Below are 15,335 nucleotides of genomic sequence, written 5' to 3' on the forward strand. Positions count from 1 at the left end.
GGACATAAAGATTGAACTGAAAATTATTTCTCTCATACCCGTTCAAGAATAAAAGCTGGGTTCAGGTAGTTTACCGGTTAATATCCATTCCCCAATTTCCTGATATTTATAGTCAACCGGATCATGCAGGGTTTGGGTTCGAACATTGCGCCAGAAGCGGTCCAGATTCAGTTTGGCAGCTGTGGCACGTGCCCCCATGACCTGAAATATATTTTGCGTGATATAAAGTGAGGTATTGGTCGCAGCAATCTTAGCAGTTGCGATTGCAATAGAAACCTCCCCGCGTTGCACTGAACTTAAGTGTTCACCCTGTAACCATGCTGCCTGCAGTTTCTTCACAGCGTCTGCTGCAAGTAGCCTTACCCCTTCAAGCTGCACATAAAACTCGGCAAAATGTTTCTGGATATAAGGGTCATCTACAGCTTGTTCAGCCAGAGACTTTGACCAGGCTTTTTGGCCCTGTACAACAGCTTTAGCAGCCTCAAATGCTCCTTCTGCTACACCTAAAAATAAATGGACAAAAATCAGCTGTGCAATAAGCGGACGAAGACTCGAATAGGGCGTACTCAGTGGGCCGGGGTTAAGTAATAGCTCTTTTTTATAGACATGCACCTGTTCAAAATGGCTGGTGCCACTGTCGGTCTGGCGCTGACCCATATTGTCCCAGTCCCCTAAAAAACTAACGCCGTTGCGCTGCGATGGAATCACACCTATCAGCAATTTGCCCTGTTCATCATAGCCCGAGCACAGCAGCAGGTCTGAGTCTATTGAACCGGAGCAGAAACTTTTATCCCCCTGAAAAATATATTCATGATCTGTAATTCGGGTTACTGTAGTACGACGGTCGAGGGGGTTGAGTGCATTTCCCCAAAACAGGTTATCTTGAGCAGTCTGCCTGAACCAGCTGGCGTATTGTTGTGGTTGTGCAAACAGTTGTACCGTGGCAATCAACAAGTGATGAAATCCGTAGACATGCGCCAGTGAACTGTCTGACTGCGCTATAATTCGAATAGTTTCAAAAATTGTCGCCCAGTTTGCTCCTGAACCGCCATATTCAGTAGGAATTAACAGTTTAAGTAGTCCGCTTTCCCGAATCAGGTCACGTTCTTTTTTAGGGTTACCGCCCTGCTTATCACGTAAGGCAGCGGTATGTGAAAATAGCTGGGTGAGTTGTTGTGCTGTCTGTATCGCCTGCTCGGCAGAGTAAGAATTTTCTGTTGTATTCATTAAGCTTTTATCTAGGATACTCATTAAAATTTTATGGCTTTTTTAGCTGTGTGTGTTTTTTTCTTTTTTTTTTTTTTTTTAAAAAAACCGCCTTAAAGCAAGGTGGTATTCAGAAATATTTTACTTGTGGTCCGGATAGACCGTAACAATCAATTGCTCGACTACAGCTGGTTCTGCCAAGGTCGAAGTATCTCCCAGACTGTCCAGTTCATTGGCAGCAATTTTTCTTAAAATACGGCGCATGATTTTACCGGAACGTGTCTTGGGCAGTGCCGGTGCCCAGTGCAGCGCATCTGGTGTTGCCACTGGGCCAAGTTGCTTGCGTACCCAGCTGACCAGTTCCTGCCTTAACTCTTCAGACTCATTAACGCCTGCCTGCAAGGTTACAAAAGTACAGATCCCCTGTCCTTTAATCTCATGAGGCATTCCCACTACAGCGGCTTCAGCAACATGGTCATGTGCCACCAAGGCACTTTCAATTTCTGCAGTTCCCAGCCGGTGACCTGAAACATTTAACACATCATCAACACGACCCGTGATCCAGTAGTAACCGTCTTCATCACGACGAGCACCGTCACCAGTAAAATAGTTACCCGGGAATGTCGAGAAATAGGCTTCAATAAAACGCTGTGGATCTCCCCATATGGTTCGCATCTGGCCCGGCCAGGAATCTTTAATAATCAGGTTACCCTCTGCTGCACCGTCCAGCTCCTTGCCCTCACCATCGACAATAGCAGGTTGTACTCCAAAATAAGGTCGCGTAGCCGAACCGGGTTTAAGGTCAGTCGCGCCGGGGAGTGGTGAAATCAGTATGCCGCCCGTTTCAGTCTGCCACCAGGTATCGACAATTGGACAGCGACCTTCTCCAACTACGTTGTAGTACCATGACCAGGCTTCAGGATTAATCGGTTCACCAACAGAGCCCAGCAAACGCAGGCTACTGCGGTCACTTTCACGCACGTAAGCATCACCTTCACGCATCATGGCCCGAATTGCAGTGGGTGCAGTATATAAGATGGTTATATTATGTTTGTCGACAATATGGCCTACACGCGCCCAACTTGGATATTGCGGCACACCTTCAAACATTACCGTCGTGGTACCATTAGATAATGGCCCATAAATAATATAGCTGTGACCAGTAATCCAGCCCACATCGGCAGTACACCAGTATATGTCGTCCTGTTTTATATCAAATACTTCTCGAAAGGTGCTGTTGACATAAACTAGATATCCGCCAGTAGTATGCAGTACGCCTTTAGGTTTACCGGTAGAGCCAGAGGTATAAAGAATAAAAAGTGGATCTTCAGCATTCATCGGCTCCGGCGGGCAGATTTCATTCACTTCAGTTATTACTTCGTGATACCACAGATCGCGCTCTGGTTTCATTTCTACCGGATTACCGGTACGGTGTACTACTACTACATGTTCAACTGAGTCTGTTTCTGCATGCTCTAAGGCCTGATCGACACTTTCTTTAAGAGGAATCAGCTTGCCACCCCGCATACCAGCATCAGCGGTAATTACCATTTTTGCCTGGCTGTCTTCAATACGGCTGGCCAGCGAATCAGGAGAGAATCCCCCAAAGACTACACAATGCACTGCTCCAATACGGGCACATGCCAGCATGGCAATGGCAGCTTCACTGACCATTGGCATGTATAGGACTACCCGGTCGCCTTTAACAATCCCATATTTTTTCAGGGCATTGGCAAAACGGCATACTTCATCATGCAGTTCTTTAAAAGAAATAATCTTGTGACGTGAAGGATGGTCTCCCTCCCAGATAATTGCAGGCTTGTGCGGATGCTCTTTTAAATGTCGGTCCAGACAGTTGGCACTGACATTAAGCTGGCCATCAGCAAACCATTCGATCTTGAAATTATCAGCAGCAAAACTGCTATTTTTAACTTGTATAAATGGCTTGATCCAGTCAATCCTTTTTGCCTCTTCAGCCCAGAACTCTTCAGGTTGCTCAATCGAATGCTGGTAACGTTTCAGATAATCTTCTTCGACAGTGCGGGCAGTTTTTTTAAATTCTTCAGGTACAGGATAGATCTCACTCATAGTATCACTTCCTTGATATTTTACGTCTCCTCACGAGACTTTTAGCACGGGGTATTATTTATTTTATTGATTGCCTTTTAACCAGTAATAGGACTGTTCAGTACAACTGACAATCATGCTTTGGTCGTAGATAAAACGCTTAACTTTTATTCAACAGAATAACTGCTTTTTAACAAATATGATTGATTTATCAGAAACTAATTTAATCTTTATCTTATAATTTTAAACCGGTAAAACTTTAATAATTGCATAAAAGCAACATTTTCTTACCCAATCCAGCCATTAACTGATGAGCGATCATGACTGCTGAATATAATTTTTACCCCACTGAAACCGATCATCCTCTTTCGATGAGAGGGCGCTTTAGCCGTTTAAGCTATATTGGCTGGAATGGCCTTTTAAATTGTATCGCTTTCTTCATACTGGTTATATTCAGTCTGCTCATGGGCAGCTTTAATATGCAAAGCACTCCTCAGAGCTATAGTATTACAGGGATGTGGGATCAGCTGGCCAGTATAGGTTTATTAATACTTACCTTGCTTTATGCCTATTTTAACCTGGTCCTGATAGTACGACGTTTGCATGACCGTAATCATAGCGGCTGGTGGGCGCTGCTGCTGTTCTTACCTCTGGTTAATTTCCTGTTCATGATTTACCTGCTTTTTGCCGCGGGTGATGCAGGAATTAACCGTTTTGGGCATCCACGTCGAACCCTGCTCTGGGAAAAAACTGTAGCTTGGCTGTTAATTGCTTTAGTCATTTTAAGCTTCTTTGTCAGCCGTAGTACCTGGATTTACCTGAGTGAAAGTCAGCCTATTGAAATACCACGGGAAGTCTTGCAAAAAGCAACACCGTATTTTTAACTCAGGTACAACCTATGTATAATTTTGGCAAGTAGCCGATTAAATTCAATATGGTTTTCAGGCAGAATATGGTCTTTGTTTAAGGTGCGGATGAAGCTGTGGCTGAAGAAGCAAAGAAATTGAGTGATGTAACTGAGGGAACTACTCAGTTACTGCACGAAGCAGGTGAAAAAACTGCACAAAAGGTGATTGAACACACCAGCAAATATAATGATGCCTATAGTACCATTGATAAGATCATTGAAGGTTTCTGGGAACGTGTGCCCTACTTCTGTATTGCTCTAGCAGTTTTCCTGATTTTCTGGCTCTTATCAGCCCTGTTTAAATTTTTTATTCGCAAGACCCTGCATAATAAAACCTATACCCGACAGAATTTGGTTCTGGTACTAAACCGGGTAGGAAGTACCTTTATTGTATCTTTTGGTTTGCTGATTGCCTTGGTAATCTCAGTGCCCGGCTTTACACCAGGACAACTGATGAGCGCGCTAGGAATCGGCTCGGTCGCAATCGGTTTTGCATTTAAAGATATTTTTCAGAACCTGCTTTCAGGTATCCTGATTTTACTGAGTGAACCTTTCCGGATTGGTGACGATATTATTGTAAATGGACTGGAAGGTACGGTCGAAGATATCCAGATTCGGGCAACTTATTTACGCTCGCCGGATGGTCGCCGTATTCTGATCCCAAATGCGACAGTCTATACCAGCTCAATAACTGTCAACACTGCCTACCCGCGCCGCCGCTGTAACTTTGATGTCGGGATCAGCTATGAAGATGATGCACAAAAAGCCAAAGAACTGATTCTGAATATACTTAATAACCAGCGTACAATTTTAAGCCAGCCGGCTTTTAGTGTGAATGTTTCTGCTTTATCTGACTTTTCTGTCAGGCTCAGCGTGTTCTGGTGGATTGATACAAAAGAAACCAATATTGGTGCTTCAGTCAGTGAAGTTCAGGAACAGGTGATCAAAGCCTTTGATGAGCATGGCATCTCTATTCCTTATCCGGTACAGGAAGTTAAAGTTTACCGCGGCGACAACAGTCTAGTACAGGAAGATAAACCATCAGATGCCACTAAACAGCCGACCTAACACATATGGAATCACGGTTTCAGTACGGATAATACGTTGGCCTAGATGCACGGCCTGACAGCCATTTTGAGTGAGCAATTCTATTTCATAAGGAATAAAGCCACCTTCTGGTCCAATAATTACAGTGCAGGGATGCACTATACTGGACGGCATAGCCTGCTCGCTATAGGGATGTGCCACATAAGCAGGTTGCTGCGCTGAGATTAACCCGGGCAATATATCTTCAACAAAAGGCTTAAAACGCTTATGGATTTCTACAGCTGGTGCAATTGTATCTCCTGCCTGCTCCAGCCCCAGCGTTACATAACTTTCAATCTGTTGTAAAAATGGGGTTTGCCAGTAGCTTTTATCGACCCGGTAGCTGTGCAATAAAATAATCTTTTCAACACCGAGTGTTACACTGTCCATAATCAGGCGGCGTAATACTTTTGGCCGTGGCATAGCCACAATGAGGGTGACAGGAAGTTTATCTGGTAGCTGTTCCTGTTTTAATGGCCGTACCTGTACTGTATTGTCATTCAGAGCAACGATTTCTGTCAGGTAACGCTCACCATTACGGATACCCACTTTTAAAGTATCACCTGTCTTTATATTCAGATGCTGATGTAAATGCTGGACTTGACGTCTGGAACAGATAGTCCATGTTTCGGGCGCTGCTGCCTGCGGCTCAAGTAAAACAATATTCATTTTTATGCTGACTTATAAATACTGATCAATAGCATGGATGTGCCGATTTAAAGAACCCTGATTTTTTTGGAGAATATTATAGGCTTGCTGGCTTAAATGACCTGCGGCCTCCGGGTCATCTATACAGGCCAGCAGCTGGTTTACAGCCTCGTTTGCATCATGTGCAATCAGAATTCCTTGAGCTTCTACGAACTCATCAACAATACTCTGGAAATTAAAGTATCGCATACCGATAACCGTGGGAACATGAAGTGCAATCGGTTCAAGAATATTATGTCCGCCCCCTGGCTCATTTAAAGAGCCACCAACGAAACAGGCTTGACTCAAGGCATACCATAACCATAATTCACCCATACTATCGGCCAGATAGACTTGTGTATCTGGCTGAATCGTCTGGTCAAGGCTACGGCGTCGGGGAAGCAGTGCCAGTTTCTGGCACTGCTCAAATACTTCATTAAAACGCTCCGGATGTCGTGGTACCACAATGCATAAGAGTTCTGGCTGCTTTTGTAAAAAGGGCCGAAGAGCAGTTAACAGCTCTAGTTCTTCAGGCGCATGAGTACTGGCCAGTAGAATAATCTTGCGTGGCTCTAACTGCCAGTCTCTCTTTAATTGGACAGCCCGTTCAGTAAATTTAGGCGGTGCAGAAATATCAAACTTGATATTTCCTACAACCTGAACAGCTTCAGGTGGCATACCCAATTCGATATAACGCTGTCTGGTGGGCTGATCCTGAGCTAGCATTAAATCTAGGCATTCCACCATGGAACGGCTAAGGCCTTTTACTCTGGCATAACCTTTGGCGGACTTTTCAGATAAGCGTGCATTTAACAATAAGATAGGAATATGCCGAAATCGGGTTATCTGCAACAGGTTCGGCCAGAGTTCAGTTTCAACCAGTGCCAACAGTTTGGGCTGGTATTTGTTCAGAAACTCTTCAATTAAGTAACGTTGGTCTACCGGCAGAAATACTGCCTGAAACAGTGCCGGATAACGCTGTGCGAATAAGGATTTGGCACGTGCCTGTCCAGTACGGGTCGTATTGGTCAATAGTACCGGCTGACCTAAACTTAAATAATGTTCAATCAGAGGCTGTGCTGCATTGGTTTCACCGACAGAAACAGCATGGAACCAGAGCGCTTGCATATGTAAAGGAGGCTGAAAAGGCCCAAAGCGTTCCAGCAGCTCATCCTGAAAATCAAGCAAGTGTCCCGAACGTTTATATAAACGCTTCCGATAAAGCGGCTTTATTAACGCCAGTAAGGCGTTGTACCAAAATGGTGTTCCCAAGCAGAACTCTCAGTCAAGAAACAATCGGCAAATATAGCATGACCCAGTCCTCTGGATCATGCCTCTTAAGAATTTTAACCCTGGTGTTTATATAGCCATTGTCGGGTAGTCAGTATAGCCTTCCGGTCCAAAACCATACATGGTAGTGGTATTAAGCTCATTAAGTGGCGCATTGCTCATCAGGCGTTGATATAAGTCCGGATTGGCAATATAAGCCTTGCCAAACGATACGGCGTCTGCCTTACCACTGGCCAGCAGCTCTTTAGCTGTTTGCGCATCTAGGCGCATGTTCGCAATATAGGGTATGCCTGAACGTTCTTTCAGGTAGGCACTAATACTGTCTTCTGCAAGATATTCACGGGTAAATATAAAGGCAATCTGACGTTTACCCAGCTCTTCAGCCACATAGCCAAAGGTTTCTTTCGGGTTATCATCGCCCATATCATGCTCATCACCACGTGGTGCCAGATGTACGCCAACACGTCCTGCTCCCCATACCTCAATCAGAACATCGACAACTTCAAGTAAGAAGCGGGCACGATTTTCAACAGAACCACCATATTCATCTTCACGCTGATTCGTACTGCTTTGCAGGAACTGGTCCAGCAGATAGCCATTTGCAGCATGAACTTCTACCCCATCAAAACCGGCAGCTTTGGCATATATGGCTGCCTGCTTATACTGCGCTACAATGGCTTTAATTTCAGAAATTTCGAGCGGGCGTGGGGTCACATATTCACGTTTTGGTCGTAGCAGACTAACGGTACCTTTCGGTTTGATGGCACTTGATGAAACTGGTATTTCACCCTTGAGTAAATCTGGATGTGAAATACGGCCTACATGCCACAGTTGTGAAACAATCAGGCTTCCCTCAGCATGCACTGCATCTGTAATCTTTTTCCATGCAGCAACCTGTTTATCATTATATAAACCTGGGCTACGTTCATATCCGTTTGCTTCTTCTGCAATCACAGTTGCTTCCGCAATAATCAGGCCAGCATTGGCACGTTGCGTATAGTATTCCACCATCAGATCAGTGGGTATACGGTCTTCCGTAGCACGGGTCCGGGTTAATGGGGCCATAACCAGACGGTTCTTGAGCTGAAGTTCGCCAAACTGTGCGGGAGTAGACAGATCAGTCATATTTCATATCCTTGGGAGATCTTTTCTTCACCTGAAAAAGATTTAGAGAGATTGTTGTAGAGTATCTACAAATTCCTGGATCAGTGCTTCATTGCGTGAAAAATAAGACCATTGACCATATTTGGTTGCCTGGATCAGTCCTGCCTGTTGCAACACTGACAGATGGTTGGACATAGTCGACTGAGAGACATTGGCAATTTTTTCAATCTGCCCTGCACAGACTCCCCGGCTAAAATCATATTCACACTCATTTAGCTTAGGAATAAACTGCTCAGGATCTTTCAGGCACTGTAAAATCTGCCTGCGGATCGGATTTGCCAAAGCTTTATAAATCGCTTCTGTGTCCATCACTTTTTCTCGCACTGATGTAAAACACGTCACCCTTGAAATACAGTATATCGTTTTTTATCGATATTAATATCGAATTTTTACGATATTTGTTATTCAATTTAGAAATAAACGTGATCTGTTGAACGGGGGATTTTATTTTAACACTCTCAGAAGACTTTCCCCATAACCTTCACTGTACTCATTGATGAGTCAATATTAAAACTCTCTATATTCAAAAAGTTTTATAAAAATAGTGTAGCAGTACCGGGTTGCTGCATTAAAATCAGGCTAATTCATTTATATCGATATGCTACAGGAGCAAGTTTTGTCTTTATTCCAGATTAAACATGGCAGCTGGAACGAACTCCAGTCAGCAGCAAAGTTTATTCGTACTGAAGTATTTATTCAGGAGCAAAAGATTGCAGCAGAAGATGAATGGGATCAGGACGATAAACATGCTGTTCATTTTATTCTATATGATCAGGCACGTGCCATTGCAACTGCACGTTTGCTGCCAAACCACTGGATTGGCCGGGTGGCCGTTCTTAAAACTGATCGTGGACGTGGTTTAGGTAAAGCTCTAATGCAGGCTATCATTGAATATGCACAAGAACAGCAGCTTGATCAGCTGTGTTTATCTTCTCAAGTCCATGCAACATCATTTTATCAGGAACTCGGTTTTGCATGTTTTGGGGAAGTATATGAAAATTGCGGTATACCCCATATTAATATGCATTTAACCCTTTCCTCAACTACGCCTTAAATTCTATTCAGAGTACTTATAAAGCTACTGATCAGACCAGAAATGCAGTTTTATCGATAAACACCTGAGGTTTACTTTAAGCTAAACCGGGTTATACTGCTGTCAGTTTTGAAAATGAATGAAAGTCATAAATTTCATATCATATTGAATATATTAATTTTTTATTTATATATTGAAATATAGATTTTTGACTGTGACCAGATCAGGCCAAAGCTGAATGAGTATAACGTTGTATACAGCCTGCTGTATGGAAGTGCCTGTAACTTCTCGTTTTCTATATAAACACGACAAATGGGTAGACGGAATTGATTGATTTTTTGCTTGGTTTCGAACAGCATTTGCCCGGCTTTATTGAAGCCTATGGTATGTGGGTATATGCGCTCCTGTTTATGATTATTTTTGCTGAAACTGCATTTATTGCCATGTTTTTTCTGCCAGGAGACAGCTTGCTCCTGAGTGTAGGAGCATTATGTGCTTCAGTAGATTTTATGCACCTTGACTTTATGATCATGCTGCTTTTTGCAGCGGCCACTCTAGGTTATATTGTTAACTATCATACTGGTAAATTCTTTGGGCCACAGATTACCAGTGTAAAATCACGTTTTATCAAACCGGAACATTTAGCCCGTACAAATCGTTATTTTGTGCGTCATGGTGGTAAAACTATCCTGATGGCTCGTTTTATTCCTTTTGTACGTTCAGTGGCTCCATTTGCTGCAGGTGCCAATCAGATGAATTATCCGATGTTTCTGCTTTATAACCTGCTAGGCGGCCTGTTCTGGATTGGGCTATTGCTGGGCTTGGGATATTTTGCTGGCAGTACGATTTTTTTAATTAATGAAATTACCTAATTAATTATTTTATTAATAAAATTAAAAAAAACAGGAGGTCAGCTCCTGTTTTTATATGAGCTATAAATAAAATTAAAGCCCTTGTTTCAAACTTGCTTCAATAAACTTGTCCAGATCGCCATCAAGTACTGCTCCGGTATTTGAATTCTCAACGCCGGTACGCAGATCTTTAATCCGTGAGTCATCAAGTACGTAAGAGCGAATCTGGCTACCCCAGCCAATATCCGACTTGGAATCTTCCAAAGCTTGTGCAGCTTCATTACGCTTACTCATTTCAAGTTCATAAAGCTTGGCACGTAGCTGTTTCCAGGCATGATCACGGTTGGCATGCTGTGATCGCTGATTCTGGCATGCAACCACGATACCTGTTGGCATATGGGTCAAACGTACTGCAGAGTCAGTTTTGTTAATATGCTGTCCACCCGCGCCTGATGCACGGTAAGTATCTGTACGTACATCAGATGGATTGATATCGATTTCGATATTATCATCTACTTCAGGTGAAACAAATACAGCAGAAAATGACGTATGACGACGGTTACCCGAGTCGAATGGCGACTTACGTACTAAACGGTGTACACCGGATTCTGTCCGTAGCCAGCCATATGCATACTCGCCTTCTACCCGGATAGTGGCTGATTTGATTCCCGCGACATCACCATCAGACTCTTCCATCAACTCAGCTTTAAAGCCATGACGTTCAATCCAGCGCATATACATCCGCAGTAACATAGAGGCCCAATCTTGTGCCTCTGTACCGCCCGAACCAGCCTGAATTTCGACATAGCAGGGATTTGGATCCATGGGGTTACTGAACATGCGGCGGAACTCAAGTTTTGCCAATGCTTCTTCCGCAGAGCTCAGTTCAGCCTGTACATCAGCAAGCAGGCTTTCATCATCCGCTTCGACTGCAAGGTCTAGCATTGCATGTGCATCTTCCAGCTGGGTACTTAAACCTTCCAACACATTAATAATATTTTCAAGCTCACCTTTTTCCTTAGCCATCGCCTGAGCACGACTCTGGTCATTCCAGATACTCGGATCTTCTAACTCACGTAAAACTTCTTCTAACCGTTCTTTTTTAAGATCGTAGTCAAAGATACCCCCGTAGAGTCTGACTACGTTCACTTAAATCTTTCAACTGGTTTAGATACGGATTAATTTCCACGTGATTTACTCTCAAAAAAACCTTTTAATCCTTAAATTGTAGCATAGAGCATCTGTCTCGTTGGGATCATTTCAAATAACAGTAGCGTGATAAAAAATTTGAAAACTGATGTTGGCAGGGATCATTTATGAGTTTATTAAAATTAAATATTTATATTGAAAATGAAATAAATGAGAGTGAATTACAAGTTGTCTGAATGTATGCAACAGATCAACATCATATTTCAAAGCTAACAAAATATGTAAATTCAGCTTGAAAATAAAAAGATAAAAATGAGTAAATTTCGCTCACATTTAAATAAGTTGTAATCAAAATTGAATAATCTATAATCAAACACCTGTACTATTCACAAAAGCTCCATGCTTTTAATAAAACTAAACATTTAAGTTTTAATATTATATATCAGATACTTATATCAAAAAAATTACATATTATTACGCGAACAACATTCTCGTTACTTTCCTGTGATTGACCCGAATTTAAAAACACATAAACTGAAGTTGTAACAAAACATTATGTATGCAACTTAGCTAACAAGATTTTAAGAGGGGTGAATAACCATGAAAAAACTAGCAATTGCGTCAGCGCTTTTATCAGCTCTAGCAGTAACGGGCACAGCCAATGCTTATCAAGCCGAAGTAGGTGCATCTGCAAGTTATGTAGACCCCGACAATGGCGATTCAGGTAGTGCTTTTGGTGTAAACGGTACTTATTATTTTAATCCGGTTCAAACACGTAATGCACCGCTTGCAGAAGCTGCTTTCCTTGATCGTGCCAGTAATGTAAGTGCATTCGCAACTTTCGCTGACCGTGGTGATGTTGATGATAACCGTTATGGTGTCGGTGCAGAATACTTTGTACCTAACTCAGATTTTTACTTAAGTGGTAATGTTAGTCGTCAAGATATAGAACGTGATACACCAATTGGTACTGTTGATTATGATACAACTTACTATGGTGCAGAAGTTGGTTACTTACCAGCTCCAGGTCTCTTAATTGCAGCCGGTCTAAAAGGTTATGACAATGACAATGACGACGGTGTAGACCCAACACTTCGTGCTAAATATGTTACGACTCTTAGCAATGGTAAAGATATCAACCTTGAAGCGGGTGCAGCGTTCGGTGATCTTGATGAATACAATCTGGCGGCAGATTACTTCATTGACAAAACTTTCAGTATCGGTGCCGACTATTACAACAATGATTTAACAGACTCTAATGAATTTGGCGTAAATGCCCGTAAGTTCATTAACCAGCAAGTAAGTCTGGAAGGTCGTGTAGGCTTCGGTGAAGCAGGTAATAACGACTACAACAGCTTTGGTGTAGCTGCAAAATACCGCTTCTAATCTGAAGTAATATTTAGACTAATAAAAAACCCATCTCCGGATGGGTTTTTTACTATATTTTACAAGTCATAAAGCAATATATCTATTACGGTCAGTACCCATCCATTCGATCTACTATACTTAAACTGGTTCAAGCGGCCTATTATAAAATTTTCTGCTTAAGATGGACGATACGCAATTGCAGGCCTGTATTACCATTGAACTCGTTACGTTCCAGTTCATAGACCAGATCGACTTGATCATTTTCCGGATCATACTCAAATCTGTCTTTTGCGTTAAAGGCAATTGCATCTACTACCTGACCGTTATTTAATGCCAGACGTAATTTGAGATGAGTCTCTTTAAGCCATCTGAAGTCTACAACCTTAAAAGTTCCTTCAAACACAGGTGACGGAAATTTTTGTCCCCATGGTCCTAACTTTTCAATCAGATCCACTGTGTCAAGAACCAATGCTTCTACAGGCAGCTCCCCATCTGTCCAAAGTGTAGCAGAGAGCAGCGTTTCATCCATTTCTGCAATTAGCTGGGTAAAGACCTGTTTAAATTCTAAAAAATGCTCTTTACGGATCGTGAGTCCGGCAGCGGCAGCGTGACCGCCAAAATAACGTACCAGATGAGGATACTGTTCAGCGATCTGCTCAATACTGTCACGAATATGAATTCCCTCAACCGAACGGGCCGATCCCTTAATATGAATACCGTCTTCATCTGCTGCGAATACAATGCTTGGCCGGTGAAACTGCTCTTTTAAGCGTCCAGCGACAATTCCAATCACGCCCTGATGCCAGTGTTCTTCAAACATAATCAGCGCGGGAGGTATATTCTCTTTTGATAGCTGTAGTTGCTCCAGATAGCGCAAGGCTTCCTGCTTCATCTGTGCTTCAATCTGACGGCGTTCAATATTTAGCTGATTAAGTTGCCGGGCCAGAGGATAAGCATTTTCCAGATTAGGGGCTAACAGGCACTCAATTCCGATTTCCATAGTTTCCATACGGCCTGCTGCATTAATACGCGGCCCAAGTACGAAACCTAAATCTTGTGCTTTAAGAGCTGCCGGTTCGCGTCCGGCAATATCAAGTAATGCCAGAATTCCTGGACGGCACTGCTGTTGCTGTATGCGTTTCAAACCGGCATCGACCAGAATACGGTTATTGTAATCAAGGCTCGCAACGTCGGCGTAGGTACCTAAGGCAACCAGGTCCAGATATTGGGTTATATTGCTGACAGATTGGTCTGCCCTTTTGCGAAAACTGCACAGATTGGCAAGTACATAAAAGGCAACGCCTACTCCAGCCAAGGCTTTACTCGGAAAATTACAGCCCAGTTGGTTCGGATTAACTACTGCCTCAGCGCCTGGCGTTTCTTTGGTAGTCAGATGATGATCTGTAATAATAACCTGCATACCATGGTCTTGCGCCTGTTTTACCCCTTCATGACTAGAAATACCATTATCTACAGTAATCAACAGGTCAGGAGTAAAACGGGTAAAAGCCAGATCCGCAATTGCAGGCGTAAGTCCATAACCATATTTAAACCGGTCAGGAACCAGATAGGTTACATCTGCGCCCATATCTCTTAAAGCAAGAATCATCAGAGCAGTACTGGTTGCACCATCTGCATCGTAATCACCGACAATAACAATTTTTTTCTGCTGGTCAATGGCCTGATTTATAATCTCAACTGCCTGTTCCAGTCCTTTAAGACAAGGAGAAAGCAGATATTTTAATCTGAGTTCAAGTTCTTGTTCAGAAGCGACTCCACGTCTGGCCAGAATATGGGCAAGAAAGGGTGACACGTGTTGAAAACTTTCTACACGTGTCAGTAAAGGGCGTTGCTTAACTTGAATATTCGGCATCTATGGCATTAATCGTTGTAATTTCCAATGACCATCGATTCTTTCATAACTGAGACGGTCGTGTAAACGGTTAGGCCGTCCCTGCCAGAATTCATAATATTCAGGGTGTAGACGATAGCCTCCCCAGAATACAGGTTTTTCAAGAGGCTGGTTCTCTACTTGCTGCTGTAGAGTCTGAAAGCGCTGCTGTAATTCTTCACGGCTAGAAATTACGCCACTCTGGGGCTGACTGATATGGGCAGCAACCTGACTGTCATGTGGCCGTTTATGATAATACTCCGTTGACTCCTGTTCTGAAATTTTCTCAACCCGCCCATGAACACGGATCTGCCGTTCCAATGCAGGCCAGTAAAATAGCAGCTCGGCATAAGGATTAACTGCCAGATCCAAGCCTTTTTGACTGTCATAATTAGTATAGAAGTCATAACCTGTTTCAGTGGCACCGCGCAGCAACACGGTACGCACATGTGGTCGCCCCTGAGCATTTGCAGTAGCCAAGGACATGGCATAAGGCTCATGTAATCCTGCTTGAAGAGCATAATTAAACCAGCTCAAGAACTGCTCATGTGGCTGGGTATCTACTTCTGCTTCATGCAGCTCACCTTTCTGATAAGTCAGGCGTAACTCACTTAAATCTTTAATCACATCACTCAT

14 protein-coding genes are annotated in these 15,335 nt (G+C 43.0%); 5 read left to right on the top strand and 9 right to left on the bottom strand.

What is annotated here, in order from left to right:
• Positions 1-42: 42 nt before the first annotated feature.
• Entirely contained in the window at positions 43-1,227 is a 1,185-nt protein-coding gene (locus J502_RS04555) for an acyl-CoA dehydrogenase family protein (protein WP_034683264.1), read from the bottom strand.
• Between the two features lie 120 nt (positions 1,228-1,347).
• Positions 1,348-3,294 (bottom strand): acetate--CoA ligase, encoded by a 1,947-nt coding sequence (gene acs, locus J502_RS04560; RefSeq protein ID WP_034683266.1) that lies wholly within the window; start codon positions 3,292-3,294, stop codon positions 1,348-1,350.
• Between the two features lie 299 nt (positions 3,295-3,593).
• Between acs and J502_RS04565 the strand changes: the two genes are divergently transcribed.
• Positions 3,594-4,157 (top strand): DUF805 domain-containing protein, encoded by a 564-nt coding sequence (locus J502_RS04565; protein ID WP_034683269.1) that lies wholly within the window; start codon positions 3,594-3,596, stop codon positions 4,155-4,157.
• A gap of 98 nt (positions 4,158-4,255) precedes the next feature.
• On the top strand, positions 4,256-5,248 hold the full coding sequence (locus J502_RS04570; protein WP_005017875.1) for a mechanosensitive ion channel family protein: 993 nt from the start codon (positions 4,256-4,258) through the stop codon (positions 5,246-5,248).
• Here J502_RS04570 and J502_RS04575 read toward each other — a convergent pair.
• The 4 genes from J502_RS04575 to J502_RS04590 form a co-directional block, all read right to left on the bottom strand.
• Positions 5,222-5,935 carry a 16S rRNA (uracil(1498)-N(3))-methyltransferase gene (locus J502_RS04575; protein WP_005017864.1) on the bottom strand — a complete coding sequence of 238 codons (714 nt, stop codon included), beginning with the start codon at positions 5,933-5,935 and terminating at the stop codon, positions 5,222-5,224. The two genes, J502_RS04570 and J502_RS04575, sit on opposite strands and share 27 nt — an antisense overlap.
• A 12-nt stretch (positions 5,936-5,947) precedes the next feature.
• Complete coding sequence (locus J502_RS04580; RefSeq protein ID WP_034683275.1) at positions 5,948-7,225, bottom strand: 3-deoxy-D-manno-octulosonic acid transferase; 1,278 nt, start codon at positions 7,223-7,225, stop codon at positions 5,948-5,950.
• A gap of 87 nt (positions 7,226-7,312) precedes the next feature.
• The gene (locus tag J502_RS04585; RefSeq protein ID WP_034683278.1) at positions 7,313-8,368 is read right to left on the bottom strand and encodes an alkene reductase; all 1,056 of its coding nucleotides are present in this window, start codon (positions 8,366-8,368) and stop codon (positions 7,313-7,315) included.
• A gap of 42 nt (positions 8,369-8,410) precedes the next feature.
• Positions 8,411-8,716, bottom strand: a complete 306-nt coding sequence (locus tag J502_RS04590) for an ArsR/SmtB family transcription factor (protein WP_005017861.1) — start codon at positions 8,714-8,716, stop codon at positions 8,411-8,413.
• A gap of 289 nt (positions 8,717-9,005) precedes the next feature.
• On the opposite strand from J502_RS04590, the gene J502_RS04595 reads away from it, so the two are divergent.
• Positions 9,006-9,461 (top strand): GNAT family N-acetyltransferase, encoded by a 456-nt coding sequence (locus J502_RS04595; protein WP_052026665.1) that lies wholly within the window; start codon positions 9,006-9,008, stop codon positions 9,459-9,461.
• A 305-nt stretch (positions 9,462-9,766) separates the two neighbouring features.
• Positions 9,767-10,312, top strand: a complete 546-nt coding sequence (locus J502_RS04600) for a VTT domain-containing protein (RefSeq protein WP_005404655.1) — start codon at positions 9,767-9,769, stop codon at positions 10,310-10,312.
• A gap of 72 nt (positions 10,313-10,384) precedes the next feature.
• Here the strand turns inward: J502_RS04600 and prfB are convergent.
• Positions 10,385-11,480 (bottom strand): peptide chain release factor 2 gene (gene prfB / locus J502_RS04605; RefSeq protein ID WP_155757370.1). Its coding sequence is split into 2 segments (ribosomal slippage): positions 10,385-11,407 and positions 11,409-11,480, totalling 1,095 coding nucleotides; the frame shifts between segments, so codons are not numbered across the junction.
• A gap of 560 nt (positions 11,481-12,040) precedes the next feature.
• Here prfB and J502_RS04610 point away from each other — a divergent pair.
• The gene (locus tag J502_RS04610; protein WP_005017857.1) at positions 12,041-12,826 is read left to right on the top strand and encodes a putative porin; all 786 of its coding nucleotides are present in this window, start codon (positions 12,041-12,043) and stop codon (positions 12,824-12,826) included.
• A 142-nt stretch (positions 12,827-12,968) separates the two neighbouring features.
• Here the strand turns inward: J502_RS04610 and recJ are convergent, their stop codons facing one another.
• Positions 12,969-14,681 carry a single-stranded-DNA-specific exonuclease RecJ gene (gene recJ / locus J502_RS04615; RefSeq protein WP_034683282.1) on the bottom strand — a complete coding sequence of 571 codons (1,713 nt, stop codon included), beginning with the start codon at positions 14,679-14,681 and terminating at the stop codon, positions 12,969-12,971.
• Positions 14,682-15,335, bottom strand: a complete 654-nt coding sequence (gene pdxH, locus J502_RS04620) for a pyridoxamine 5'-phosphate oxidase (RefSeq protein WP_034683284.1) — start codon at positions 15,333-15,335, stop codon at positions 14,682-14,684.

Origin of the sequence: Acinetobacter sp. 1294596 (genome assembly GCF_000582925.1) — a bacterium.
Lineage (GTDB): Bacteria > Pseudomonadota > Gammaproteobacteria > Pseudomonadales > Moraxellaceae > Acinetobacter > Acinetobacter radioresistens.

Excerpts from the sequence above, each read along its gene's own strand:
- J502_RS04555 (WP_034683264.1), bottom strand. The coding sequence starts at position 1,227 with ATGAATACAACAGAAAATTCTTACTCTGCCGAGCAGGCGATACAGACA.
- acs (WP_034683266.1), bottom strand. The coding sequence starts at position 3,294 with ATGAGTGAGATCTATCCTGTACCTGAAGAATTTAAAAAAACTGCCCGC.
- J502_RS04565 (WP_034683269.1), top strand. The coding sequence starts at position 3,594 with ATGACTGCTGAATATAATTTTTACCCCACTGAAACCGATCATCCTCTT.
- J502_RS04575 (WP_005017864.1), bottom strand. The coding sequence starts at position 5,935 with ATGAATATTGTTTTACTTGAGCCGCAGGCAGCAGCGCCCGAAACATGG.
- J502_RS04585 (WP_034683278.1), bottom strand. The coding sequence starts at position 8,368 with ATGACTGATCTGTCTACTCCCGCACAGTTTGGCGAACTTCAGCTCAAG.
- J502_RS04590 (WP_005017861.1), bottom strand. The coding sequence starts at position 8,716 with ATGGACACAGAAGCGATTTATAAAGCTTTGGCAAATCCGATCCGCAGG.
- J502_RS04595 (WP_052026665.1), top strand. The coding sequence starts at position 9,006 with ATGCTACAGGAGCAAGTTTTGTCTTTATTCCAGATTAAACATGGCAGC.
- J502_RS04610 (WP_005017857.1), top strand. The coding sequence starts at position 12,041 with ATGAAAAAACTAGCAATTGCGTCAGCGCTTTTATCAGCTCTAGCAGTA.
- recJ (WP_034683282.1), bottom strand. The coding sequence starts at position 14,681 with ATGCCGAATATTCAAGTTAAGCAACGCCCTTTACTGACACGTGTAGAA.
- pdxH (WP_034683284.1), bottom strand. The coding sequence starts at position 15,335 with ATGAGTGATGTGATTAAAGATTTAAGTGAGTTACGCCTGACTTATCAG.